This is a genomic window from Streptomyces sp. NPDC097595 (assembly GCF_044761525.1).
GTDB lineage: Bacteria > Actinomycetota > Actinomycetes > Streptomycetales > Streptomycetaceae > Streptomyces > Streptomyces drozdowiczii_A.
The window spans coordinates 37471-61447 of record NZ_JBIWCN010000022.1 but is presented as its reverse complement, the minus strand read 5'-3'; the positions used below and the strand labels follow the sequence as shown (position 1 = coordinate 61447).

General features: G+C 71.5%; 28 protein-coding genes and 1 pseudogene. 13 read left to right on the top strand and 16 right to left on the bottom strand.

Annotation, left to right across the window (positions count from 1 at the left end):
• Positions 1-3: 3 nt before the first annotated feature.
• The 3 genes from ACIQZN_RS28955 (at position 4) to ACIQZN_RS28945 (ending at position 2163) form a co-directional block, all read left to right on the top strand.
• A complete protein-coding gene (locus ACIQZN_RS28955) occupies positions 4-576 on the top strand; it encodes a dihydrofolate reductase family protein (RefSeq protein ID WP_403999908.1) in 573 nt (190 codons plus the stop codon).
• 34 nt (positions 577-610) lie between these two features.
• Positions 611-1216: a dihydrofolate reductase family protein gene (locus ACIQZN_RS28950; RefSeq protein WP_403999905.1), complete on the top strand. Its 606-nt coding sequence runs from the start codon at positions 611-613 to the stop codon at positions 1214-1216.
• Between the two features lie 176 nt (positions 1217-1392).
• Positions 1393-2163, top strand: a complete 771-nt coding sequence (locus tag ACIQZN_RS28945) for a polysaccharide deacetylase family protein (protein ID WP_403999902.1) — start codon at positions 1393-1395, stop codon at positions 2161-2163.
• Positions 2164-2275: 112 nt separating this feature from the next.
• Here the strand turns inward: ACIQZN_RS28945 and ACIQZN_RS28940 are convergent.
• From ACIQZN_RS28940 to ACIQZN_RS28920, 5 genes and pseudogenes are all read right to left on the bottom strand, one after another.
• A pseudogene (locus tag ACIQZN_RS28940) lies at positions 2276-2389 on the bottom strand (DUF6879 family protein); the annotation flags it as partial.
• A gap of 257 nt (positions 2390-2646) precedes the next feature.
• The gene (locus tag ACIQZN_RS28935) at positions 2647-3015 is read right to left on the bottom strand and encodes a helix-turn-helix domain-containing protein (protein WP_403999900.1); all 369 of its coding nucleotides are present in this window, start codon (positions 3013-3015) and stop codon (positions 2647-2649) included.
• The gene (locus ACIQZN_RS28930; RefSeq protein ID WP_403999897.1) at positions 3012-3395 is read right to left on the bottom strand and encodes a type II toxin-antitoxin system RelE/ParE family toxin; all 384 of its coding nucleotides are present in this window, start codon (positions 3393-3395) and stop codon (positions 3012-3014) included. The genes ACIQZN_RS28935 and ACIQZN_RS28930 overlap by 4 nt, the downstream gene beginning before the upstream one ends.
• Positions 3379-3849 carry an ATP-binding protein gene (locus tag ACIQZN_RS28925; protein WP_403999895.1) on the bottom strand — a complete coding sequence of 157 codons (471 nt, stop codon included), beginning with the start codon at positions 3847-3849 and terminating at the stop codon, positions 3379-3381. Before ACIQZN_RS28925 ends, ACIQZN_RS28930 begins: the two co-directional genes overlap by 17 nt.
• Positions 3846-4052: a hypothetical protein gene (locus tag ACIQZN_RS28920; protein ID WP_403999892.1), complete on the bottom strand. Its 207-nt coding sequence runs from the start codon at positions 4050-4052 to the stop codon at positions 3846-3848. The genes ACIQZN_RS28925 and ACIQZN_RS28920 overlap by 4 nt, the downstream gene beginning before the upstream one ends.
• 117 nt (positions 4053-4169) lie before the next feature.
• Here ACIQZN_RS28920 and ACIQZN_RS28915 point away from each other — a divergent pair, with 117 nt between their 5' ends.
• Both ACIQZN_RS28915 and ACIQZN_RS28910 read left to right on the top strand, forming a co-directional pair.
• Entirely contained in the window at positions 4170-5012 is an 843-nt protein-coding gene (locus tag ACIQZN_RS28915; protein ID WP_403999889.1) for a helix-turn-helix domain-containing protein, read from the top strand.
• Positions 4993-5196 (top strand): DUF397 domain-containing protein, encoded by a 204-nt coding sequence (locus tag ACIQZN_RS28910; RefSeq protein WP_403999886.1) that lies wholly within the window; start codon positions 4993-4995, stop codon positions 5194-5196. The genes ACIQZN_RS28915 and ACIQZN_RS28910 overlap by 20 nt, the downstream gene beginning before the upstream one ends.
• Here ACIQZN_RS28910 and ACIQZN_RS28905 read toward each other — a convergent pair.
• Positions 5183-5623, bottom strand: a complete 441-nt coding sequence (locus ACIQZN_RS28905) for a nucleoside deaminase (RefSeq protein WP_403999883.1) — start codon at positions 5621-5623, stop codon at positions 5183-5185. The two genes, ACIQZN_RS28910 and ACIQZN_RS28905, sit on opposite strands and share 14 nt — an antisense overlap.
• Positions 5620-6471 carry an LLM class flavin-dependent oxidoreductase gene (locus ACIQZN_RS28900; RefSeq protein ID WP_403999881.1) on the bottom strand — a complete coding sequence of 284 codons (852 nt, stop codon included), beginning with the start codon at positions 6469-6471 and terminating at the stop codon, positions 5620-5622. Before ACIQZN_RS28900 ends, ACIQZN_RS28905 begins: the two co-directional genes overlap by 4 nt.
• A gap of 94 nt (positions 6472-6565) precedes the next feature.
• Here ACIQZN_RS28900 and ACIQZN_RS28895 point away from each other — a divergent pair, with 94 nt between their 5' ends.
• Positions 6566-7030: an Lrp/AsnC family transcriptional regulator gene (locus ACIQZN_RS28895; protein ID WP_403999879.1), complete on the top strand. Its 465-nt coding sequence runs from the start codon at positions 6566-6568 to the stop codon at positions 7028-7030.
• A 75-nt stretch (positions 7031-7105) separates the two neighbouring features.
• On the opposite strand, the gene ACIQZN_RS28890 is transcribed toward ACIQZN_RS28895, so the two are convergent.
• From ACIQZN_RS28890 to ACIQZN_RS28875, 4 genes are all read right to left on the bottom strand, one after another.
• Positions 7106-7297, bottom strand: coding sequence for a hypothetical protein (locus ACIQZN_RS28890; RefSeq protein ID WP_403999876.1), 192 nt, complete (start codon positions 7295-7297; stop codon positions 7106-7108).
• 86 nt (positions 7298-7383) lie between these two features.
• Positions 7384-8277: an SDR family oxidoreductase gene (locus ACIQZN_RS28885; RefSeq protein ID WP_403999873.1), complete on the bottom strand. Its 894-nt coding sequence runs from the start codon at positions 8275-8277 to the stop codon at positions 7384-7386.
• Entirely contained in the window at positions 8274-9233 is a 960-nt protein-coding gene (locus ACIQZN_RS28880; RefSeq protein WP_403999870.1) for an alpha/beta fold hydrolase, read from the bottom strand. The genes ACIQZN_RS28885 and ACIQZN_RS28880 overlap by 4 nt, the downstream gene beginning before the upstream one ends.
• A complete protein-coding gene (locus ACIQZN_RS28875; protein ID WP_403999867.1) occupies positions 9230-10756 on the bottom strand; it encodes a flavin-containing monooxygenase in 1527 nt (508 codons plus the stop codon). The genes ACIQZN_RS28880 and ACIQZN_RS28875 overlap by 4 nt, the downstream gene beginning before the upstream one ends.
• Positions 10757-11111: 355 nt before the next feature.
• On the opposite strand from ACIQZN_RS28875, the gene ACIQZN_RS28870 reads away from it, so the two are divergent.
• Both ACIQZN_RS28870 and ACIQZN_RS28865 read left to right on the top strand, forming a co-directional pair.
• Positions 11112-11756: a MerR family transcriptional regulator gene (locus ACIQZN_RS28870; protein WP_404000097.1), complete on the top strand. Its 645-nt coding sequence runs from the start codon at positions 11112-11114 to the stop codon at positions 11754-11756.
• Between the two features lie 279 nt (positions 11757-12035).
• Positions 12036-12452 carry a hypothetical protein gene (locus ACIQZN_RS28865; protein ID WP_403999864.1) on the top strand — a complete coding sequence of 139 codons (417 nt, stop codon included), beginning with the start codon at positions 12036-12038 and terminating at the stop codon, positions 12450-12452.
• 71 nt (positions 12453-12523) lie between these two features.
• Here the strand turns inward: ACIQZN_RS28865 and ACIQZN_RS28860 are convergent, their stop codons facing one another.
• Together ACIQZN_RS28860 and ACIQZN_RS28855 are read right to left on the bottom strand one after the other, a co-directional pair.
• Entirely contained in the window at positions 12524-15562 is a 3039-nt protein-coding gene (locus tag ACIQZN_RS28860; protein ID WP_403999861.1) for a BTAD domain-containing putative transcriptional regulator, read from the bottom strand.
• 139 nt (positions 15563-15701) lie between these two features.
• Complete coding sequence (locus ACIQZN_RS28855; RefSeq protein ID WP_403999858.1) at positions 15702-16517, bottom strand: exodeoxyribonuclease III; 816 nt, start codon at positions 16515-16517, stop codon at positions 15702-15704.
• A 50-nt stretch (positions 16518-16567) separates the two neighbouring features.
• Between ACIQZN_RS28855 and ACIQZN_RS28850 the strand changes: the two genes are divergently transcribed.
• On the top strand, positions 16568-17062 hold the full coding sequence (locus ACIQZN_RS28850; RefSeq protein WP_403999855.1) for a GNAT family N-acetyltransferase: 495 nt from the start codon (positions 16568-16570) through the stop codon (positions 17060-17062).
• 15 nt (positions 17063-17077) lie between these two features.
• Here ACIQZN_RS28850 and ACIQZN_RS28845 read toward each other — a convergent pair whose 3' ends face one another.
• Complete coding sequence (locus ACIQZN_RS28845) at positions 17078-17494, bottom strand: hypothetical protein (protein WP_403999852.1); 417 nt, start codon at positions 17492-17494, stop codon at positions 17078-17080.
• 154 nt (positions 17495-17648) lie between these two features.
• Between ACIQZN_RS28845 and ACIQZN_RS28840 the strand changes: the two genes are divergently transcribed.
• Complete coding sequence (locus ACIQZN_RS28840; RefSeq protein ID WP_403999849.1) at positions 17649-18896, top strand: histidine kinase; 1248 nt, start codon at positions 17649-17651, stop codon at positions 18894-18896.
• Positions 18881-19528: a LuxR C-terminal-related transcriptional regulator gene (locus ACIQZN_RS28835; protein WP_403999846.1), complete on the top strand. Its 648-nt coding sequence runs from the start codon at positions 18881-18883 to the stop codon at positions 19526-19528. The genes ACIQZN_RS28840 and ACIQZN_RS28835 overlap by 16 nt, the downstream gene beginning before the upstream one ends.
• Before the next feature lie 19 nt (positions 19529-19547).
• Here the strand turns inward: ACIQZN_RS28835 and ACIQZN_RS28830 are convergent, their stop codons facing one another.
• Positions 19548-19745 (bottom strand): DUF4913 domain-containing protein, encoded by a 198-nt coding sequence (locus ACIQZN_RS28830; protein ID WP_403999843.1) that lies wholly within the window; start codon positions 19743-19745, stop codon positions 19548-19550.
• A 132-nt stretch (positions 19746-19877) separates the two neighbouring features.
• Here ACIQZN_RS28830 and ACIQZN_RS28825 point away from each other — a divergent pair, with 132 nt between their 5' ends.
• Positions 19878-20219, top strand: a complete 342-nt coding sequence (locus tag ACIQZN_RS28825) for a hypothetical protein (RefSeq protein ID WP_403999841.1) — start codon at positions 19878-19880, stop codon at positions 20217-20219.
• Between the two features lie 219 nt (positions 20220-20438).
• Here ACIQZN_RS28825 and ACIQZN_RS28820 read toward each other — a convergent pair whose 3' ends face one another.
• Entirely contained in the window at positions 20439-21092 is a 654-nt protein-coding gene (locus ACIQZN_RS28820) for a hypothetical protein (RefSeq protein ID WP_403999838.1), read from the bottom strand.
• 550 nt (positions 21093-21642) lie between these two features.
• On the opposite strand from ACIQZN_RS28820, the gene ACIQZN_RS28815 reads away from it, so the two are divergent.
• Positions 21643-23922, top strand: coding sequence for a hypothetical protein (locus ACIQZN_RS28815; protein WP_403999835.1), 2280 nt, complete (start codon positions 21643-21645; stop codon positions 23920-23922).
• Positions 23923-23977 lie beyond the last annotated feature (55 nt).

The following is a 23977-nucleotide window of genomic DNA, read 5'->3' as shown; positions in this document are numbered from 1 at the left end:
ATCATGCGCACACTCATCAGCACCGCCTTCGTCTCCCTCGACGGTGTCGTGGAGGCCCCGGGCGGCGAGCCCGGTTACCGGAACTCCGGCTGGACGTTCAAGGGCATCGACTTCCTGCCCGAGGCGTTCGAGATCAAGGGCCGGGAACAGGAGGAGGCCGGGGCGCTCATGATGGGGCGTCTCAGCTACGAGGCGTTCAGCCCCGTGTGGCCGGGCATGGAGGAGTTCGCCGGCTACAAGGCGATGCCCAAGTACGTCGTGTCCACCACGCTCACCGAGGACGGCCTCGTGGACACCTGGGGCGAGACGCACATCCTGCGCTCCCTGGACGAGGTCGCCGCGCTCAAGGAGACCGAGGGCGGCCCGCTCATCGTGCACGGCAGCGCCACCCTCAACCACGCGCTCTCCGACGCCGGTCTGATCGACCGCTACCACCTCCTCGTCTTCCCGCTGCTCCTCGGCGCCGGAAAGCGCCTGTTCAGCGCGGCCGACAAGGACACCCAGCACCTGAAGCTCGTGGAGCACGAGGCGTTCCCCAACGGCATCCAGAAAAACGTCTTCGACGTCGTCCGCTGAGGCCGCCCGCACCCCAGGACAAGAGGAACCCACCATGCGCAAGGTCATCGTCACCACGTTCCTGACCCTCGACGGCGTCATGCAGGCCCCCGGCGGTCCCGAGGAGGACCCCGAGAGCGGCTTCACGCACGGCGGCTGGCAGAAGCCCACGTACGACGACGGCGTCGGCGAGGCGATCGCCGACTGGTACGCCGACACGGACGCGATGCTGCTCGGCCGCAAGACGTACGACATCTTCGCCGGGTACTGGCCGACCGCCGACCCGGACAACCCGTTCACGGAACGCATGAACTCCATGCACAAGTACGTGGCGTCCCGCACCCTGACGTCCGTGGACTGGCAGAACTCCACCCTGCTGACCGGCGACACCGCCGACGCCGTACGCCGCCTCAAGGAGACCGAGGGCCGCAACATCAACGTCGTCGGCAGCGGCGACCTCGCCCAGACCCTGATGCGCGAGGACCTGGTGGACGAGTACCGCCTCACCATCCACCCGGTCATCCTCGGCACCGGCAAACGCCTCTTCGCGAACGGCGCGATCCCCACGGCCCTGGAGCCGGTCACGGTCACGGGCACGAAGGGCGGCACGGTCCTGGCCGTCTACCGGCCTGCGGGACGGCCCGCGTACGACAGCTTCTAGGCACCGCGGGGCAGCGGATCGGGGGCTTCCGGCCCCGTTTGCCGCCGCTTTCCCGCAGTTTTGTCCGCGCTCCGTAACAGAGGCATCCTCAGGGGCCCCTTCGTCTGTCCTGCTGGGAGCAGTGCAGGCACGGTACGGAAATCAAAGCGGCGGCGGACAAAGGGGCGGGGCGGACGATGGCGAAGCACAGAGAGAGGACGTGGCACAGCCGGCTCATCGCGGCGGCTCTCGGGGTCACGGCGCTGGCCGCGGCCACTTCGGTGTGGACCGCGCAGGCCGGCACCACCGACGGAGAGCGGCCGGCGGCCGTCCCCTCGCACCATGGCCGGCCCGTGGCCGAGAAGGTCGCGGAGGAGATCGTCCACGCGTCGGACAAGGGCCCCCGAGGGGTCAACATCACCATCGACGACGGGCCGGACCCCACCTGGACGCCCCAGGTGCTGCGGCTCCTCAAGGAGAACGGGGTCAAGGCCACGTTCTGCATGGTCGGCACGCAGGCCCGGGCCTACCCGGACCTGGTCAAGGCCGTCGTGGCGGGCGGCCACCGCCTGTGCGATCACACCGTCTCGCACGACGTCACCATGGACAAGAAGTCCGAGGCGTACCAGGCCAAGGAGATCCTCGACGCCGAGCGGATGATCACCGAGGCGTCCGGCGGCGTCCACCCGCAGTACTACCGCGCCCCGGGCGGCGCGTTCACCCCGTACAGCCGGAAGCTCGCCGCCTCGCACGGGATGCGGCCGCTGGGCTGGAACGTCGACACCAAGGACTTCGAACACCCCGGCGCGGACGCCATCGTCGCGACCGTCAAGAGCGAGATCGCCAACGGCCCGACCGTCCTCTTCCACGACGCGGGCGGCGACCGCTCCCAGACCCTGGCCGCACTGGGCCGGGTCCTGCCGTGGCTGCGGGAGCAGGGGTACGCGTACGGCTTCCCGGTGCGGTGAGTCCGGGGGCGACGCCTTCGCCGATGAGTTTCCGGCGCTCCCGACGTCTACCGCTTGGCGGAGCTCAGGGGGCCTGAACGGTGTACTTCTCGTGCGGGACGGCACGCTTCCAGACCGGCTCGGAGACGATCCGCGCGCGGCGCATGACCACGCCGCGGGCGACCGCGTCCTTCACGAGCGGCATCCACTGGGGCCAGAACGAGCGAGCCGGGTCGAGGTTCGGAACGCGTCAGAATCGGCACCATGCGGAACGGAAGCCGGATCACCCGCTCATGCGCCGGGATGCCCGCCTTGTGGCCCGCCACCCACTCGGTGGAACCGACCAGGGCCTTGAGAAGGGCATCGGCTTCCTCGCCCTGGAGGACCAGGTCCGCGCTGATGCGCGAGCCCGGCGACGCCTCGGAGCCGGTCACGGTCGCGGGCTACGAAGGCGGCACGGTCCTGGCCTCTACCGACCGCTCCGGCAGGGGCCGGAGCGGTCCCTCAGGCCGCCGATCCCCGTTCGCTTCCGCGCCCCGCCTCCGGCTCGTCGCCTCCGTGCGGCGTGAAGGTGAAGGCCGAAGTGTCGTGGTCGAGGTCGATCGTCAGGGACGCATCCAGGGCCCTCGCAAGTCGGGTGAGCAACGGGAGGGTCGGCACCGAGTCCCCGCCCTCGATGTTGGAGATCTGCGGCTGGGTCATTTCGGCACGCCGTGCCAGTTCCGTCTGCGACATGCCGAGTGCCGTCCGCCGGTCGTAAACGGCTTGGCCGAGGGCGAAGGCGTACCCGGCTTCGGTGTAGGCGGAGGACTCCTCGACGGTCTCCCCCAGGAGCTTCCTGGTCCTGCGGGTCCTCCACTCGGAGTGTTTCATCGGCTCTCCTCACCGGTCCGCTCGTAACTGTGCTCAGCGGGGCCATGACCGGTCTCACAGGCCCTCTGAGCCTGCTGGGCCCGCTCGACCTCGGCGCTCTCGCGCTGCCTGGTCTTGCGGAAGACCGTCAACAGCACGATGCGCTGTTCGGGGGCGAGCCAGTACGTGATCCGTACCGCGCTGCCGTCCATGGTGAAGCGCAGCTCCCGAACCTTGCCACCGAGGTGGCGGGTGTACGGCTCGCCCAGCGTGGTCGGCCGGTCCACAAGCATGTCGACAGCGCGTTCAGCCTTGTCGTAATGCGCGTCCTTCAGGAGCTCCAGCCACTTCCGGACCTCCGGCTCGATCTCGACCACCCACCGGTCACCCCGACCCAACATCCGCGCCTCGTTGATTATACAGAAATCCATATGACGCTGCCGCCCCCGCCGCGTCGGGCCGGAGGTCCGCCCGACGCTTCGGCGCCCGCAATTCGCACCACACCGTCTTGCGGTGCGGGCTCTGGTCCACGCCCCAGCGGAGCGCGAGTGCGTCCAGTAGTTGGAGGCCGCGGCCCGACGTGCCCTCCGGGCCGGTTTCGCGGAGGACCGGCCAGACCGCTGCCGCGGGGTCGCTCACTGCTACCCGTACGCGCCCCGAGGGCGTCGCGCTCAGCCGTAAAGAGACCGGCGTGCGCTCCCCCACGTGAGTGATCACGTTCGCCAGCAACTCGCTGACGCACAGGAGGAGATCGCCCGCGTCCTCGCCGTCGAAACACTCCCGCAGTATCTGCCGCACCTCCGGCACCGCCTGCGGGACCGCCAGGAACTCCCATGTCAGCGGCAGGCCGTTCATCCCCCGGCCGCCCTCTGAAGCACCTCGGCCAGCTGACGGGCCGTCTCCGTGTTGCAGTTACCGAGCGCGACGAGCGGCTGCCGGCTTGTCCAGGCGAGCGTCAGCGGGTCAACTCCCAATGACGGCAGCGTGATGCCGTTGGCCTTGAGCGCCGTGCGCAATGCGTCGATCTCCGGGCCGATGTCGTACGGGGCGTGGTCCATGAGGGCCGTCCACCTTTCGGTTGCGTGCTGTGACGAACACCTCACACGCTGCCGTATGTACCTCTACCGTGGAAGCCAATTCCGCTCCACAGAGCGAGGCGTGAAAGGCGGTCGGCGGTGGCGAAGGACATTGACGGATCGGCGGGGGTACCGCAGTTCTACGGGAAGGAGCTGCGGTACCAGAGGGAGGCGGCGGGCCTGACCCTGGAGAGGCTGCTTGAGGGCAGCTATTACGGAGTCCCCATGCTCAGCGCGATCGAGCACGGCGCCCGCCGCATGCCGCCGGATCTCGCTGTGCATGTGGACCGCAAGCTCGGCACGGACTTTTTCGTTCGGCGTTGTGAAGACGCGCGGGAGGCCCAAAGCAAGGGACACGCGGCGTTCTTCGCGAACATCGCGGAAGCGGAGGTCCGCGCTCGGACCATCAGCCAGTGGTCGGGCAATCTGATCCCGGGGCTCCTCCAGACCCCCGCCTACGCGCGAGCCGTCATCCAGGCGACGCACCCTCTGGACACCCCCGAGGAGGTGCAGGCCAAGATCGATGCCCGGCAGGCGCGGGCCAAGCTGTTCGCCGACCCCAAGAAGCCCGAGTACTGGGTGGTCCTGCACGAGTCAGTGATTCGCCATCCACTGCTGGGCCCTGAGGAGATGGCCGAGCAGTTGGATCACATCGCCGCCTTGGTGCAAAGCCGTCGCGTCGTTCTACAGATCCTTCCGTGGAACGCGGCCACCCGCCCCATCAGCGAGATGCCTCTGCTCATCCTGGACTTCGACGACGAGCCGCCGCTGCTCTACACCGAGGGCGCCTACCACGGGCAGACCATCGATGATCCGGGGCTCGTTAAGCAGTACCGCAACGCATACGATCGGCTCAGGGCCGCCGCGCTGCCGCCAGAGGCGTCCCTCGCCCTGCTGAAGAAGGCGGCTGAGGAGTTCCGGAATGGCCAGCACCACCCTTGATCTGAGCACCACCCGCTGGCGCAAGAGCAGCTACAGCAACGGCTCTGGCGGGGACTGCCTCGAAGTCGCTGACGGTCACCCCGGTCTCGTCCCCGTCCGTGACTCCAAGCGGCCCACCGGGCCCGCGCTCGTCGTCAACGCCGCCGCCTGGGCGCCGTTCATCGCATCCGTCAAGGCCGCCTGACGCGGTAGTACGGCTCCACCACCGCCCGTACCTCTTCCAGCAGCGCGGGGCCCTCCTGCGGTACGGGCGGGCGGCCGTTGCCCGGCCGGATGGCCAGCAACTGATCGCCGGAGAGGGCGAAGACCACCCGACCGAGACCCGCCTGCTGGATGGCCGCCGCGCACATCGTGCAGGGCTCGCAGCTGGTGTACATCGTCGTGGCGGCGGCCGTCGCCGCGTCCAACTGCGCCGCCGCCCAGCGGGCGAGTTTCAGCTCGGGATGGGCGGTGATGTCGTGGTCGGTGAGGGTCGTGTTGCGGTCCTCCGCGAGCACCGTGCCGTCCGGGGCCGCGAGGAGCGAGCCGTACGGCGGGTTGCCGCTCTCGCGGGCCTCGGCGGCGAGGGCGATGGCGCGCCGGAGGAGGGTGTGGTCGGCGGTCGTGGTCATGGCTGCTCCGTGATCGAGAGGTGGGCGGCGACCGTGGCGAGCGCCCGCCGGGCGGGCTGCGGGCGGGACGTCTCGCTCGGGTCGCCGTGGTACGGGTCGAGGACGACGGTGTCGGCGCCCAGCAGCCGCAGCCGGTCCAGGTCGTCCATGATCTGGTCGATCGTGCCCTCGCCCGCGAGGCGTTCGGGCCCGTCGACCGGTGACGGGGTGAGCCGGAGCGCGATCCGGGGCGCGAACGCGGGGACAGGGGCGCCCTGTTCCGACGCGGCGGCCCGCAGCCGGTCCGCGCCCTCCCGGAGCCACGGCATCGTGCAGCGCAGAGGGTGCCAGGCGTCGCCGTACCGTACGGCCCGCCGCACGCCCGCGTCGCTGTTGCCGCCGATCCAGACCGGGATGCGCCGGTCCCCGTAGGCGCCGGTGTCCGCCCACGCCTCCCGGAGGTCCCGCAGGACGTCGTCCGTGAGGCGGCCGCGCCGCTCGAAGGGGACGCCGAGGGCGGCGAACTCCTGCCGGGCCCAGCCCACTCCGACGCCGAGGACGAGCCGCCCGCCGCTGAGCGCGTCCAGGTTGGCGGCCATGCGGGCGGTCAGCAGAGGGTGGCGGTAGGGGGCGATGAGCACCGTCGTGCCGAGGCGGACGCGGGTGGTGAGGCCCGCGAGCCAGGACAGGGCGGTGAAGGGCTCGTAGAAGGGGGCCGGGTAGCGCTCGGCGACGTCGGGTGTGATGGCCACGTGGTCGGAGAGCATCAGCAGGTCGAAGCCCAGGCCCTCCACGGTCTGCGCCCAGTCGCGCAGGACGCCGGGGTCGGTGCCGGGGCCGAAATTGGGGACGTTCACGCCGATCTTCACGCCGTCGAGCCTAGCCACGCCGACCCGCCCGCTTGAATGGATTCCGGCCTGTTCAGGGGCAGTTCGGCCGTGGATATCCCGGTAATCTGACCGGATGACCGGGAATCTCGACTCGACGGACTGGGCGATCCTGGACGAGCTCCAGCGGGACGGCCGGATCGCCTTCACGGAGCTGGCGCGACGGGTGAACCTGAGCGCGTCGGCGACGACGGAACGGGTGCGGCGGCTGGAATCGGCCGGGATCGTGACCGGCTACCGCGCGGAGGTGGACCTCGAACGGGCCGGATACGTGGCGCTGGCGGTGGTCCGGCTGAAGTACCCCGGCAGCCGGCACGAACCGCTGCGCCGGATGCTCAAGGAGCGTCCGGAGATCCTGGAGTGCCTGCGTACCACCGGGGACGACTGCTACGTACTGAAGGTGGCGGCCACCTCGATGGCGCACCTGGAGGAGATCGTGGACGAGCTGGCCGAGTTCGGGAGCACGACGACCAACCTCGTATTCAGCCGGACGCTGCCGTTCCGGGGTCCGAGCGAGCCCCGGGACCGCGCCCGTCCGTGACGCCGGGGCGCGGCACGCGCGAAGGGGCGCGCCCGGAAGAATCCGGGCGCGCCCCTCGGCGTCACCGCGCGGCCGTTACCGGTCGAAGCGCTCGCTCGCCTCGTCCTGGGCGCGCTGGGCGGCGTCCTTCGCGCGGTCGCGGCCCTGCTGGCCGGCGTCCTTCGCGCGGTCGCGGCCCTGGCCCTGACCCTTGCGGTCCTGGGCCTGGTCCTGCGCCTGGCCGGAGAGGTTCTTGGCCTTGTCCTTGAACTGGTCGGCGATCGCCATGCTGTTCACTCCTATGTGATGCGTGGGGGTTCGGCCCCGGTGGGCCTCCACCAGATTCACATGGGCGACCACGCTCCGCATGTCGATCACTCACGCTCCGTACGCGAGGCGCGTTCCTGCTGGTCAGCGGCGCCTCCGGCGCCGACGAGGCCCTTGCTCATGCCCTCCATGCGCGGGCCGAAGCGGCGCATCTCGCGCTGGCCGACGACGCCGATGAGGGTCGGCAGGTAGCCGCGTACGGACTGCATGCCGCGCAGCCACCACTGGGCGTAGACATGGGCGGAGCGGCGCTCGATCCCGGCGACGATGCGGTCGACGGCGGGGCCGAGCGGGTACGTACGGTTCGTGGGCCAGGGCAGCCGCTTCCGCAGGTCCCGCATGACGTCGTCCTCGTCGGCGCCGCGCACCATGTCGGTGTCGGTCCAGGAGAGGTAGCCGACGCCGACCTTCACGCCCTTGTAGCCGACTTCGGCGCGCAGGCTGTGCGCGAACGCCTCGACGCCCGACTTGGAGGCGCAGTAGGCGCTCATCATCGGGGCCGGGGTCATCGCGGCGAGGGACGCGATCTGGAGGAAGTAGCCCCGGCTCTCCATGAGGACGGGCAGGAAGGCGCGGGCCGTCACCGCGCCGCCGATGAGATTGACCTCGATGACGCGGCGCCAGGCGACCGGGTCGGAGTCGACCAGGGGGCCGCCGGTGGCGACGCCCGCGTTGGCGACGACGATGTCGACCTTGCCGAAGCGCGCCTTGACGTCCTGGGCGACGCGGGACATCGCCTCGTGGTCGGTGACATCCGCGTGCCAGTGGTCGCTTTCACCGTGGAGGCGGGCCGAAACCTTCTTCAGCTCGTCGGGTTCGAGGCCGACGAGGGCGAGGATCGCGCCCCGGGCGGAGAGCTTGCGGGCGAGGAGTTCGCCGACGCCGCGTGCCGCGCCGGTGACGACGACGACCTGTCCTTCGAGACTTCCCGTGCCGCTCATGCGACCTCCTCCTTGCCCTCGATGTCTGTACTACCCCGCGCGTCCCCGTCCGGCCCGGACGGCAGGTAGGCGGTCACCAGTTCTCGTATTTTCGCCGTGACGCTCTCCGGCGCCTCGACGGGCGTCATGTGCCCCATGCCCGTCAGCTCGGTGAGGCCGAGGCAGTCGGGCAGGGCCGCCGCGACGGCGCGGGCGTGGACGGGCGGGGTGAGCCGGTCCTCCGTACCCGCGATGATCGCGGTGGGCACGCGCAACTCCCGTACGCCCTCGTCCAGATCCAGGTCCGCGAGGACGTTCCCCCAGGCGACCCGGGGTATGCGGGGGCAGGCGTGCACGATGCGGGCGCAGGTGTCGACCCGGTCGGGAGCCGAACCGGCGCCCATCGTCCCGTACTTCAGTATCCGCCGGGAGACCGGCGTGACCGGTCCCAGGGGGGCGCGCGCGCCGAGGACCGCGCGGGTGAGGCGGGTGCGTACGGCTCCGGCGCGCATCGGAACGACCAGCGACTCGGCGAGGAGCCGGGAGCTGCCGGTGCTGCACAGCAGGACGGCGGCGGCGTGCTCGCGCAGCTTCGGGCGGCGGGAGGCCGACATGATCGTCATACCGCCCATGGAGTGCCCGGCCAGCACGGCCTTCTCGCCCGGGGCGAGGGTCGCGGCGAGGACCGCTTCGAGGTCGTCGGCGAGGGCGTCCGTGCTGTAGCCGTCGCGTGCGGCGGCGGGCGAGGTGCCGTGGCCGCGCTGGTCGTAGGCGATGACGCGGTGGTCGACGGCCAGGTCCCGTATCTGGGCGTCCCAGAAGCTGGTGTTGCAGGTCCAGCCGTGGGAGAGGACGACGGCGGGCGCGCCCTCCTGGCCGTGTATCTCGACGTGGATGCGGGAACCGTCGGCGGAGACGGCGAGCAGTTCGCGGGCGGCCACCGGGCGGCGGCCGGCGACGGGCAGGGGGCGGCTCATCGGACGGCCTCCTCGGAGACGGTGTCACCGGACGTGCGCGGGGCGGGGACGGTCGGGCGCAGGACCTGGTATTCGGACAGGTCGACGGTCCGGGTGGCCTTGCGGAACTCGGCGGTGGTGCCGGGCCAGACGGTGGTGTTGCGGCCGTTGGCGTCCAGGTACCAGCTGTTGCAGCCGCCGGTGTTCCAGACGGTGCGCTTCATGCGCTCCTGGACGCGGCGGTTCCAGGTGTTCACGGCGGAGGGGCGGGCGTCGAGGGCCGCCTTGCCGCCGAGGAGGTTCAGCTGGCGCAGGTAGTCGGCCATGTAGTTCAGCTGGGACTCGATCATGAGGATCATCGAGGAGTTCCCGAGCCCGGTGTTGGGGCCGATGATCGTCATCCAGTTGGGGAAGCCGGCCGCGCTGGCGCCGCGCAGCGCCTGCATGCCGTCCTTCCAGGACTCGGTGAGCGTGATCCCGTCGGCGCCGACGACGCGTTCGGCGATCGGCATGTCGGTGACGTGGAAGCCGGTGCCGAAGATGATCGCGTCGACCTCGGTCTCCGTACCGTCCGACGCGACGACCGTGGAGCCGCGGACCTCGGCGAGCCCGGAGGCGACGACGTCGACATTGGGCTGGGCGAGGGCCGGGTAGTACGTGCTCGACAGCAGGATGCGCTTGCAGCCGATGCGGTACGAGGGGGTCAGCTTCGCGCGCAGGGCGGGGTCCTTGATGGCACGGGCCATGTTGGACTTGGCTATCCGCTCGACCAGGCCGAGCTGGTCGGGGTGCTTGGTGAAGGCGCTGACCTGCAACTCCCGGATGCCCCAGAGGAGTCCGCGGCGGGCGGTGCCGGTGGCGGGCAGGGCGCGGTGCAGCTTGCGCTCCAGGCCGCTGATCTTCCGGTCCATGCGGGGCATGACCCAGGGCGGGGTGCGCTGGAAGAGCGTCAGCTTGCCGACCTTCGGCTGGATCGCGGGCACGATCTGGATGGCGGAGGCGCCGGTGCCGATCATCGCGACGCGCTTGCCGGTGAGGTCGGCGTCGTGGTCCCAGCGGGCGGAGTGGAAGACCTTGCCGGGGAAGTCGGCGAGCCCCGGGATGTCGGGCATCTTCGGGTCGGAGAGCGGCCCGGTCGCGGAGACGACGACGTCCGCCACGATGGTGGTCCCGTTGGCGCTGTCGATGATCCAGTGCAGCTCGTCGTTGTCCCAGCGCATCTGCTTCACCTCGTGGTTGAGGCGCAGATGGGCGCGGAGCCCGAAGGTGTCGGCGACGTGCTCCAGGTAGGCGCGGATGTGCTCCTGCCCGGAGAAGGTGCGCGGCCACTCGGGGTTGGGGGCGAACGAGAAGGAGTACAGGTGGGACGGTACGTCGCAGGCGCAGCCGGGGTAGCTGTTGTCGCGCCAGGTGCCGCCGACGGAACCGGCGCGCTCCAGGACCACGAAATCGGTGATGCCTTCGCGGCGCAGCCGGACAGCGGCACCGAGGCCCCCGAATCCGGATCCGATCACCGCCACGCGTACATGCTCGTGCTGGGCCATGCTGCCGCCTCCTGCGGTACGTCACACGACTCTGCCAGCAATCACTGGCATGGTTGGGAGGGTAGAGCAGCGGAGTACTGATGGGTAGGGGGCGGGCGAGGGAAAGTTACCCGCGGTACAACTTGGGCGCCTCGCCCCGGGGAGGCGGATAAGACCGTCCGGCAGATGGTGGGCGGAGGAAGGAGCGGGGCTGGGTGCGTGCAGTTGCAAGGCGGAGGATTGAGCCAACGCGGAGCGTTGGTGATTGACGACAACGCGGCAGATGCGCGTGCCCAGCCCCGTGACGCCGCCCACCATCTGCCGGACGGTCTAAGGTGCGGGGGTGGCAGAGGGACCCGAGCACCGCGAGTACCGCATGGAGGAGCTGGCCAAGGAGGCCGGCATCCCCGTGCGGACCGTGCGCTTCTACCGTGAGCGCGGCCTGATCTCGCCGCCCCGCCGCGAGGGCCGCATCGCCTGGTACGACGACCACCACCTGGCCCGCCTGCGCACGATCACGGGCCTCCTGGAACGCGGCCACACGCTGACCGGCATCGCCGATCTGGCCCGTACGTTCGAGAGCGGCCGCGATGTCGCGGAGGTGCTGGGCCTGGGCGAACCGTCCGAGGAGACCCCGGTCCGCCTCACGCCCGAACAACTCGCGGACTACTTCGAGGGCGAGTCCACGCCGGAGAACCTGGCGCTGGCGATGGAGCTGGGCTACCTGGGGACGGACGGCGCGGAGATCGTCCACATCAGCCGCCGCCTGCTGGAGGTCTCGGCGGAGCTGGTACGGGAAGGCGTGCCCCTCTCCGCGGTCCTGTCCACGGGCCGCCAGGTCCGCCGCCACGCGGAGGCGCTGGCGGACCTGTTCGTATCCGTACTCCAGGAGCACGGCGCGGAGACGGACCCGGAGCCACCGCAACTGCGGCCGCTGGCCCGCGCGGTGATCGACGCGGAGCTGTCCATGGCGCTGGACCGGCGGCTGCGGCGGGAGAAGCCGGACCCGGAGGAGAAGTAGGCGGCCGGTACGGGGTGCGGGCCCGGCCCACACGCGCTCTGCAAGGTTTTTGCAGCCGCGCACCGGCAGAGTCGTGGAGCGGGCGGTCGTCAGGCCACACGCCGCACGGTGTCAAGAGCCCGTGCGGTGAGGCACTTGCCGCCGCCCGAGTCGATCAGTGCGGAGGGGATCCCGTAACGCGGGGATCGGCCCGGCGCATCCGGCGTCCCCCCACCGCCTTCCGTGCGGCATGCGGCACAGCCCGCTCCGCACGGCTTCTCTCGCATAAGGAGCCACCCTGTGAAGCCTCGTATCGGGCGGATACTCGCCGGCGCGACCGCGCTGGCCGCCGCCGCCCTCATGATGAGCGGCGCCACCGCCTCCGCCCAGCCCGACCCCGGCATCGACTGGGACCACATCTTCAACCCCAACAGCCCCACCGGCTCCGGCGTACGCGTGTACGTCGAGGAGTACGGCGACATCGTCACGGTGTGCGACAGCGCGAAGGACGGGAAGTCCGCCACCGCCGTGGTCACCGATCTCGGCTACTCCCCCAGCCGCGAGTACTCCATGACCGTCAGCAGTGGCTACGGCACGTGCAAGACGCACCGGGCCAGCGACGGCGGGAAGTACAACCTGCATGAGAAGAACTACGTGGCCATCACGTACTGGGCCAAGGGCGAGGACAACTACGCCGAGTTCTACAACGACCACTGAGCCGTCGTTGTCGCCGCTCATGAGGCGTTGAAGCGAGGGGCGGGGTGAAACGAGGCACGGGGGTTCCCGTTTCACTCCGCCCCTCCGACGGCGGCCAGGACGGTGCGGGCACGGCGCTCGACCGGCCGCAGGCCCAGTTCCCCGGCCGTCGCCAGGGCGGCTCGCGCCAGCTCCGCGGCGGCCTCGGTGTTCCCTTCCGCCTGCCGCACCTCCGCGAGGCCCGTGCGGGCGTCCGCCTCCTGATGCCGGAAGCCCGAACGGCCGGCGATCTCCAGCGCTTCCTCCAGGTGCACCGCCGCCTGCGGCAACTCGCCACCGAGGCGCGACACTTCGCCGAGATTGAGCAGGCAGTCGCTCAGCGCGGTGGGATCCGCCGTCTCACGGGCGAACGCCAGCGCCTTCTCCGCGAGCGGACGGGCCAGGTCGAGCCGGCCGGTGTCCCGGTGCACGCGCGCCAGAATCTCCTGGGCGTCCGCCTCGTTGCGGCGCTTGCGGTGCTCCTGGGACAGCCGCAGCGCCCGGGTCCCGTCGGCGAACGCCGCCTCGTAGTCTCCCCGGGCGTGGTGCGCTACGGCCCGGTTGACCAGCGGGCTGATGGTGCCCATCGGCTGCCCGTGCCGCAGGGAGAGCTCGATGGCCTCACTCGCGCGCTCGACGGCCCGCTCCGACTCGCCGAGGTAGGAGTGGATCAGGGACACGACGTTGAGGGCGATGCCGAGGAGCACCGGGCGGTCGAGGCCGCGGAGCAGTTCCACACCGCGTTCCTGCCATTCCCCCGCCTGACGCATCTGACCGCGACGCCCGTAGTAGACGGCCAGGTTGGACATCACGCCCGCCTGTCCGGGGACGAACCCGGCGGTACGGTAGCCCTCCAGGGCGCCGAGGAAGTGCTCCAGATTACTTCCCTGGTCCTCGGTGTGGTGGCCCAGCACACCGAGACTCTGCAGCATCGCCGCCCGCGCCAGGGGATCGCCCTCGGCCTCGGCGGCGCGCAGGCCGGCGGTGACCACCGCCTTCCACTCGACCCGGTGGTGCCGGTAGTAGAGATACATGCGCAGCTGGTCGGCGACCTGCCAGGCGATGTGGCGCGGCCCCGACGCGGCGGCGGCGCCGACCACCGCGACCAGGTTCGCGAGTTCCTGGTCGAGCCACCCCAGGGCCTGCTTCCGGTCGGCGAACCGTCCGGAGGCGGCGCGCTCCCGGGGCAGTTGCGCGACGCCCGTGTACTCGAAGGCGGTGGCGGCCTCGGCGGTGGCGAGATACCAGTCGCACAGCCGCCGCCACGCCTCCTCGTGCGCCGGCCGCGCCGCGGCGTGCTCCGCCGCGTACAGCCGCAGCAGGTCGTGGAAGAGGAAGCGGTCGGCCGCGCTGCGCTGCAGCAGGCTCGCGTCGGCCAGTACGTCGAGGAGCTCCTCGGCCACGGCCGGTTCGGCGCCCAGCAGCGCCGCGGCGGCCTCCGCGCCGAAGTCCGGTCCCGGGTGCAGGCCGAGCAGGGCGAACAGCCGGACGGCGGACGGGTCCAGGAACGCGAGGGAGTTGTCGAAGGCAGTACGGACCGCGGCCCGGCGGTCACCGGCGATGGACAGTTTCGCCAGGCGCCCGTCGCTGTCCAGGTCGGCGGCGTAGGACTCCAGCGACCGCCCCGGCCTGGCCGCGAGATTGGCGGCGGCGATCCGCAGCGCCAGCGGAAGCCGCGCGCACTGCTCGGCCAGCCGTCGGGACGCCTCCGGCTCCGCAGCCACCCGGCCCTCGCCGAGCACGCCGGACAGCAGGGTGTGCGCCTCGCCCGGGTCCAGCACCTGGAGCCGGACGGCGTGCGCGGCATGGCTGACACCGAGACCGCGCAGCTCGAAACGGCTGGTGACCAGCACGGCCACCCCTGCGGTGCCGGGCAGCAACGGCCTGACCTGCTCGGCGTCCGCCGCGTCGTCGAGCACGATGAGCACCCGGCGGCCGGTGAGCCGGCCCCGGAAGGCCGCGGCCCGGTCCTCCAACGGCTCCGGGATGGCGGCCGCGTCCAGACCGGAGGCCTGCAACAGGGCCGCCAGGACCTCGGACGGATCGCGGGGGCGGTCGCCCGCGCCCAGCAACCGCACGTACCACTGCCCGTCCGGGAAGGCCCGCCGCAGCCGGTGACCGAGGTGCACCGCCAGCGCCGTCTTGCCGACACCGGGCGTGCCGGTGATGACGACGGGTGCGGTGGTCTCCCCCTGCGTCGCCGCCGTGAACAGGTCCTCCAGTTCCCGGATCGCCCCGTCGCGGCCCACGAACCCCGGCACGGCGAAGGGGAGTTGGCACTGCACGGTCCAGTCGTCCCGTACGCCGTCCGGCGTGGCCTCTGGTGGCCTCCCGGGCCGGGCGGATGCCCCGCCCAGCTCCGGGGCGTCGCGCAGGATCGCCTCGTGCAGCTGCCGCAGGGGCGCGCCGGGGTCGACGCCGAACTCCTGCGCCAGGCTCCGCCGGAACGCTTCGTAGTGCGCGAGCGCCTCCGCCTGCCTGCCGGAGCGGAACAGCACGGTCATGAGCTGCGCGGCGATCCGCTCGTCCCACGGATGTTCGGCGGCGAGGCCCCGCACCTGCTCGGTGAGACCGGCCGACCCGCCCGCGGCGAGACGGTGGTCGATACGGTCCAGCAGTGCGGCCAGCCGTTCCTGCTCCAGGCGGGCGCGCACGCTCTCGGCCCAGTCGCCGGCGATGCCGGAGAGCGGGTCACCGTGCCACAGGCCGAGCGCCTCGTCCAGAATGCGCCCCGCCTCGGCATCGCTGTCGGCGTCACGGGCCTGGGCGGTCAGGCTCCGGAAGCGGTAAAGGTCGATGTCGGCGGCGGAGGCGGTGAGCAGGTAGCCGCCGGCCCGGCGCTGTATCGCCGCCGTGTCGTCGCCCTGCGCGGGCAGGGCGCCCCGCAGACGTGCCAGGTAGCTCTGGAGCGTGCCACGCGCGGTGGGGGGCGGGGAGTGGCCCCATACGCACTCGATCAGATGATCGATGGAGAGCGCGACCCCCGGGGCCAGCAGGAACGCGGCAAGGACGCATCGCTGCTTCGGCGAGCCGAGGGATATCTGGGCACCGTCGCGCAACACCCCGACGGGGCCCAGGAGCTGGAATTCCAAGCGCTGTCACCCGTCCGTAGATGTGCGGCAGGCACGGCACGCCCATCGGCGCCGCCGGGCCAACCTAGCGCGACCGCGCCCCAGCCCCCCGAAGAGGGGGGCACCATCCCCTCGGCCGGGGGCTTTCCGCGGCCGCTCGCTACAGGTCGAAGACGACGGTCACCGGCGCGTGGTCGCTCCAGCGCTCGCCGTGTGTGGCGGCCCTCTCGACCCACGCCTTCACCGCGCGGCCGGCGAGGCCGGGGGTCGCGATCTGGTAGTCGATGCGCCAGCCGGTGTCGTTGTCGAAGGCGCGGCCCCGGTACGACCACCACGAGTACGGGCCCTCGACGTCCGGGTGCAGGGCGCGTACGACGTCGACGTACGCCGCCTCCTCGAAGACCCGGGTCAGCCACGCGCGCTCCTCGGGGAGGAAGCCGGAGCTCTTGCGGTTGGCGCGCCAGTTCTTGAGGTCCGCCTCCTGGTGGGCGATGTTCCAGTCGCCGCAGACGACGACCTCGCGGCCCTCGGCGGCGGCGCGGGCCTTCAGCCCGACCAGGTAGGGCAGGAAGGCGGCCATGAAGCGCTCCTTCTCGCCCTGCCGCTCGGTGCCGACCTCACCGGAGGGCAGATAGAGGCTCGCGACCGTGACGCCGGGCAGGTCGACCTCGACGTACCGCCCGCTCGCGTCGAACTCCTCGCACCCGGCGGGCCCGTACCCGCCGAAACCGATCTGCACGCGCTCGGGGGCGCGCCGCGAGTAGAGGGAGACGCCGGCCCGGCCCTTGGCGGCGGCCGGCGCGTGGACGGTGTGCCAGCCCTCGGGGTCACGTACGTCCGCGGGCAGCTGCTCGGGCTCGGCGCGCACCTCCTGGAGGCAGATCACGTCGGCGTCGGTCTGCGCCAGCCACTCGACGAAGCCCTTCTTGGCGGCGGCGCGGAGTCCGTTCACATTCACGGAGGTCACAGTGAGCATTCCGGCACGATACCGACCCACACATGCCGCATACATGTACGATATCTCGCATGAATATCCACGTCCGGGCCTTCGACCACCCCGATGCCGTCAAACTCAACGATCGCGTACAGCTCGAATACGCCGAGCGCTACGGCGACGAGGGCGATGTCACACCCCTGGACGCCACGATGTTCGACCCGCCTCACGGCCTGTACCTGATCGCGTACGACGCGTCGGACCAGCCGGTCGCCACGGGCGGCTGGCGCTCCCAGGAGCGCAACGAGGAGGGCTACTCGGACGGCGACGCCGAGCTGAAGCGGATGTACGTCATACCGGAGGGCCGCGGCCTGGGCCTCGCCCGCCGCATCCTGGCCGCCCTGGAAGCGGACGCCCGCACCGCGGGCCGCACCCGCATGGTCCTGGAAACCGGCGACCGCCAGCCGGAGGCCATCGCCCTGTACCTCTCCAGCGGCTACACCCCGTGCGAGAAGTTCGGCCACTACCGCACCTACCCCAACAGCCGCTGCTTCGCGAAGCCGCTGCGGGGAAACGGCACGGCCTGAGGGGGCGCCCTTCCCTCAACCCGCCTTGGGAAACGCCGTCTTCAGGGCCGTCCCCCGGGTGAGGAACGCGACGCGGATCACCGGCAGCATGCACAGCGTCTGCGTCACCGCGTACCAGGGCGGGCAGACGCCCGGGATCAGGTCGACGCCGATGATGGCGATGGGCATGATCACCGCGAGGGTGCTCACGCGGTCGAAGGCGCGGCGGGAGCCCCCGGCGGCCGAGGCCGTGATGCGGAGCAGGACGTACGCGATCACCGGCAGCAGGACCGCGCGGACCCACATGAAGGTGTTCACCGTGTGACCGGTGGCGGCCACCACGGCGACCGCGCCGAGGGCGGTGGCGGTGAGGGCGCCGTAGAGCGTGATGCTCCGGCGCGCCGATGCGAGGGCCCGCAGGGCCTCGGGCTGAAGGTTCGTGTTCGTGGTCATGGTGACGACGCTACGAATCGCCGATCGGGCGCGGTATGCGTCTGGGCCCACAACGGGGTGGGTCCAGACCCACTCCTTGCCCGAGCGGTGCTCGCGCGCCTCCCGCCCGGTGCAGAGTGGGGGCATCGGGACGGAATCGGGGAGGCGGCGGGCGATGAGAGTGCTGAGGTCGTGGGCGGCCGGGGCGGGTAGCGGGTTCGTACGGGCGTGCGCCGTCGCCGCCGTCACGCTGCTGATCCCGGCCGTGTGGGCGGGCGCGGTGGCGTGGGGCATCGCGTGGGGCGCGGCGAACCCCTGGTCGTGGGTGGGGCCGTTCGTGCTGGTGTGCGTGGCCACGCTCGGCCTGGCGCGGCCCGTGTGCCGGGCCGTCCGCGCGCTGGTCGCCCGCTGGTCCGGGACCGAGATCCCGTCCGGCTACCGGAACGCCCCGCCGGTGACCCGCATGGCAACCGGCTTCTGGTGGAACGGCTTCGACTACCACCGCACCCGGCGGGACGCCCTCATGGACCAGCGGTGGCGGCTGCGCTGGAAGGATCCGGCGAACTGGCGCGACCTGCGGTTCACGGCGATCGCCCCGTTCACGGCGGGGATCGTCGCGTGCGTACCACTCGCGGGGGTGGTGTGGGCCTCCGCCGGGCTGGGAACGGGCCGGCCGGCTCGGCTCCTCGGCCTCCTCGTGGCCGTCGCCTCCTCCCCGTACGCCTGGCGGGCAGTCACCCCGGTCGCGGTCCGTTTCCTGCGGCCGTCCGCCCGGATGGCGCTCGCGGACCGGGTGGACGAACTCACCGGGCAGCGGGCCGATGCGACGGTGGCGCAGGCCGCCGAGATCCGCCGGATCGAACGGGACCTGCACGACGGCGCGCAGGCCCGGCTCGTCGCGCTCGGGATGTCCCTGGCGACCGTGGAGAAGCTGATGGAGACCGACCCTGACCGGGCCAGGGCACTGATGCGCGAGGCCCGGGCGGGCGCCACCGCCTCACTGGCCGAACTGCGCGACCTGGTGCACGGGATCAACCCGCCCGTGCTCAACGACCGGGGCCTCGTCGACGCCGTACGCGCTCTCGCCCTCGACAGCCCCCTCGAAACGGAGGTCGTCGCGGACGTGCCGAAGCGGCTGGACGCGCCCGTCGAGTCGGCCGTCTACTTCGGCGTCGCCGAGCTGCTGACCAACGCGATCAAGCACGCCCGTGCGACGCGGATGCGGATCACCCTCGCCCAGGACGGGACGGGCCTGGTCGTGGAGGCGGAGGACGACGGACGCGGCGGCGCGGTCCTCCGGGACGGCGGCGGACTCGCGGGGCTGCGACGGCGCCTCGCGGTGTTCGACGGAAGCCTGGAGATCACGAGTCCGGCCGGCGGGCCGACCCGCGCGAGGATCATGGTGGCATGCGAATCGTTGTAGCCGAGGACCTGTACCTCCTGCGGGACGGCATGGTCCGTCTCATCGAGGCGTACGGACACGAGGTGGTGGGTACGGCCACGACCGGGCCGGAGACGCTGGCCGCCCTGCGCGAGTTTCGCCCCGACGTGGCGGTGGTGGACGTCCGCATGCCGCCGACGCAGACCGACGAGGGCCTGCGCGCGACCCTCGCCGCCCGCACCGAGATGCCGGGGCTGCCCGTCCTGATCCTGTCCCAGTACGTGGAGCAGCTGTACGCCCGCGAGTTGCTGGCCGACGGGTCGGGCGGCGTCGGCTACTTCCTGAAGGAGAGCGTGTTCGACGCGGACCAGTTCATCGACGCGCTGGAACGGGTCGCGGCCGGCGGCACGGCCATGGACCCGGCGGTCATCGCGAAGCTCCTGTCCAGCGGCTCGTCGCACCGCCGCCTCGACGGCCTCACCGAACGCGAGCACGAGGTCCTGGCCCTGATGGCCGAGGGCCTCTCCAACCAGGCCATCGCCTCCCGCCTGTTCCTCAGCGACAGCGCGATCAGCAAGTACACGACCTCCCTGTTCGCCAAGCTGGGCATCACGGACGACGGCTCGAACAACCGCCGCGTACTGGCGGTGCTGGCGTTTCTGCACGGGGCGTGAGGACGGGTCCGTTCCCCGGCTACCGGCCCGGCTCGTCCTCACGTGCCATGAACGCGGTGCCGGTCCACATCGCCGGGTCCGACGGCTCCACGGGCAGCGGGGGGTGCGGGTACGCGGTATGGCCGTCGGTGGGAGAGCAGGCGGAGAAGGGGCCGGTGTCCGCGTCGAGCAGGGCGTTGAGGTGCGGATCGCAGTGGTAGAGCCACCAGGTGGACATTCCGAGGTTCTCGTCCAGGCGCAGGTGTTCCCAGGCCCGCCCGCCACACGGCGTCCAGGCGCGAGATCGCCTCCGCGTGTTTCCACCAAGCGGGGCACCACGTCAGCGTGGTGCCGTTGATGGCCCGGCGGGGTGTCGGCGGCCTTCCGGACCGCCCAGCTGTCCGCCCTCCGCCGCTGGCTGGGGACCGACTTCCAGCGCGGCGACACCTATCGGTTCGGCGGGGACACCGGGACGGACTGGCACCGCTTCCAGGCGCTCGCCCTGCGAGGACGCCTCAAGGGCGAGGACGGAGCCGGGGACCTGAGCGCGGCGCTGGAGCTCGTACGGGGCCGCCCCTTCGACGGGATTCCGCCCCGCCGTTACGTCTGGGCCGAGTACCTGCGCCAGGACATGATCACCGCCGTGGTGGACACCGCCGCACTCCTCGCCGAACTCCTCGACCGGGTGGCCCTGCGCCCCTCCCGCGGCTAGGTCCAAACGAAAGGCCCCAGGGCCTGACCGAACGGCGCCGGGCGCTCCGGTGGCGCGGTGGGACCCGCGTCACCGGAGCGCAGATCGCGCTCTCGAGCGCCCCGCTCTCGTTCCCCACCTGAACGACGTCGGCATCCGTGTTGAGGTAGTGGGGGAAGAGCGCCTGCTCACCATGGGTGAGCGCCGCAGCGCCGTTCTTGTCCGCGGCCCAGAAACGGATCAGCGACTCGCTGTCGACAAAGCCCCGGAAGCGGGATCGAATCCGTCTCCCGACATGACCCGCTCCACCACGGCCCGCGCCCGCGCTTCGCGCCGCGCACCGAACTCCCCCGTTCCCCTCGTACTGGCGACGATGGACTCCCGCGCGTCGAGCGGGGACTCCCGGATGACGGGGAGGGCGTGGATGTGCGCGCGCCTGAATTTCGTCTGCCGGTAATTCACCTCGTACGGCTGGTCGTCGTAGGAGAGACGGATCCTGTGCGGCTCGACACTGTATTCGTTGATGAACCGTCGACGCGTCGCCAGCGCCTCGCGCAGTGAATCGACGTAGATATCGGAAAGGTCGTGCAGGAATTCGGTGTCGTTCTCCGCCACCGGGCTCTTCCCGCGCTGAGAGCGCCACACCGCGACGGCGTCTCCCTGATCCCGCGTCACCTCGGCGGGAAGCAGGCCCAGATACGTGATGCTCTGGTCCTCCGCTTCCAACAGCAGGCGCTTGACCCGCCCTTCGGGCTCGTACGTCACTTCGAGGGTGGCCTCTGGATCCAGGATCATGGCCGCGGAGTGGATGTACAGCTCCCCCCGCTGCCACTCGTACATGCGGAGGTTCTTCCGGTCCAGTTCCCCGCCCACGTACGACGGCTCGTAGGCCATCCCGCGAAGCACCTGCTCCCGCAGACGCTCCAGAGCGCCCCGCGGATCGGAGACCACCTGCTCCCGAGTCCGGCGGGAGAAGTCCTCGAACGTCCACTCCAGGGCGTCCCACTCGGCGATCCTCTCCGCCGAGGCCCGGTACGGCGAAGGAATGCCCCGCCCGGACGCCGCGATTTCGGAGACCGGCAGGGTCCTGAAGAGGGAATCCCGGTCAACTTGCGGCTCAGCACACCTGGTTGGTGGCTACATTTCTGAACCTGCCTACCAGTCAGGCAACTTGCCGCATCGTACACCTGACCGATGTATCGTTATCGCGGAACGCGAGAAGCATGGCTCATCGCGCCGTGAACGCCGGACGGCGCCACCCGCAAGGCGGTTGAGAATGCACGGTCTCCCCGATGGCCCACCAGCCGTCCCACCGTCGTGAGCCGCCTATATCCTGCCTGGACGGCACGTCACCGCCCGCCTCTCCGGCTCCGGCCCGACTGGCCGGAGGACTCGCCCGTCGTGAATGCCCCAGCCCCTCGCTGACGGAAGGAAGACCGAGAGCATGCCGCCCATTCCAGCTGCCTCGTCCCACGCATCAGCCCGCAGTTTCCGGTACGAGGTCGTCGGGCGACAGCCGGCGGAAGGACACCCGGAGCACTTCGTCCTCGACCTGTCCGCCGACGGCCACGCCCGGCTCGGCCACGAACACGGCCCCGTCCGGAGGTCCTGGACCGCGCGTACGGAACCCGTCGTGTGGACACGCCTGCTGAAGGCCGTCGAAGACATGCCGGCCGGCAGCCCCGCCCAGGAGCCCTCCGACGGGGAGCCGGTCCACCGCAGCCTTCAGGTCCTCGACGCGTCGCAGACGCGGACCGTGGCATGGGACGGAGGAACCGCTTCTCTGCGGGCCGCCGCGCTCCTGGACTCGCTCGTGGCCCAGATAAGCGGTCCGGCGTCGGATCTCGTCGCCAACACCCTTCCCCCGCTCATCCACCGGCTCACCGGCGAACCCGCCGACGACCCGCGCGGCCACGAACCCACTGCCGTCTTCGGCCAGGTCGGCGGACAGGACGCGTTCGCTGTCGCACGGACCAGCGGCGGCTTCGGCCTGTACGCGGTCGAACCGCTGAAGCTGCTCGCGGAGACCGCCGACCAGGGGCAGCTGCACCGGGCCCTGGTACTGGGTTCGGACGGGACGCGGGACCTCCTGGTGACCAGCGGCCAGGACAACGCTGTGTGGGCCTGGGACCTCACGGGCTCCGACGGCCTGGTGCACGCCCGAGTGGGCCACAGCGGGCCCGTCGGGGCCGTGGCCTTCCCGGCGGACCCGGAGGGCGAACTGGTCTACTCGGGCGGCGCGGACGGCAATGTCTGGGCGTGGGGTGCCGAGGACGGCAAGGAGGTCGGCGCGCTGACCGGCCACGAGCACATGGTCAACGCGCTGGCCGGCGGCCGGGTGGGGGACCTCGACCTACTCGTTTCCGGCGGTGACGACGGGACGGTCCGCGTTCGGGACACCGCCACCGGTGGGTCGATGGGATCGATCACGCCCGGGACCGAGTGGATCAACGCCGTGGCGTTCACCGGCTCGGAGGGACGGGGCCTGGTCGCGGCCACCGGATCCGACCACGTGATCAGGGTGTGGGATCTGGCGGCCGACAAGCCGACCCGGAGGCTGAGCGGCCACACCGCGGCGGTGACCGGGCTCGCCTTCCTCGGCCTCGCGAACCGTGCGGTGCTCGCCTCGTGCTCGTACGACGGCACCATCAGGACCTGGGACGCGGAGACCGGAGACGCGCTGGACACGTGGCCCGCCCAGGACGCATGGCCGGCCGCCCTCGCGGCCGTTCCGTCCCCCGGCGGACCGCTGCTCCTGTCCGGCGGTGCGACCGGGACCGTACGCGTCTGGGACGCGCACGGCACGGAGGTACGCGCGCTGGCGACGGACCACGGGCCCGTCCAGGCGCTCGCAGCGGCCGAGATCGACGGAGTGCCGGTGGCAGCCGTCGGGAGCCTGGATGGTTCCCTCGGGGTCTGGGACGTCGCGACCGGTTCCGTACGCCAGGTGCTCGCCCCGGACGACGGCCCTGTCACCTCGGTCTGCTTCAGCCCGGCGGGCGACCGGATCGTCTGCGGGACCTCGCGAGGGACGGTGCGCGTCCACGGCGCCGACGACGGCGCGCTCCGGCTCGTACCGACACCCCACACCGACGCCGTCGCCGCCCTTGCCTTCCTCCCCGTGGCCGGTGGTCTCGTGGCCTCCGCCGGAGCCGACAGGACCGTACGCACCTGGGAGGCGGCCACCGGAACTCCGCTGCTGCGCCTGCGCGGCCATGAGGCGCCCGTGACGCTGCTGGCGGCCGGGCAGGCCGGAACGGATCCCGTGCTCGCCTCCGCCGACGAGGACGGGGCCCTCCTGGTGTGGGACGCGCTCTCCGGCCGACGCCTCCTCGACCTCCGCACCACCCGGCCGTTGACCGCTCTCGCCTTCGGCACAGTCGACGGCGTGGACATCCTGGTGGGCGCGGAGCAGGACGGTCCGGTCCGGGTCTGGGAGCCGGCGTCGGGCGAGGAACTGGTGGCGGTCGACCACGACGGCAGCGAAGTCACGGTGCTCGCCGTTCGCGCGTTCTACGAGATCACCGTGCTCCTGATCGGTACGCGCGACGGCGAGGTCCGCACCCGGCGGCTGCCGGACGGCGCCGACATGGGCGCGGCGGACGTGACCCTGACCCCGCTCGCCCTCTCCTTCGCCCCGCCCGAGACCCTGCTCGTCGCGGGAGTCGACGGCCTCACCACCGTCCCCTTCACTCCGGAGGTCGTGGGGAACGGGGCGGGCTGAGCCGTCCGGGGTAGGTGGCGATGATCCTTCGGTCCACCGCCACCTGCCCGCTCGA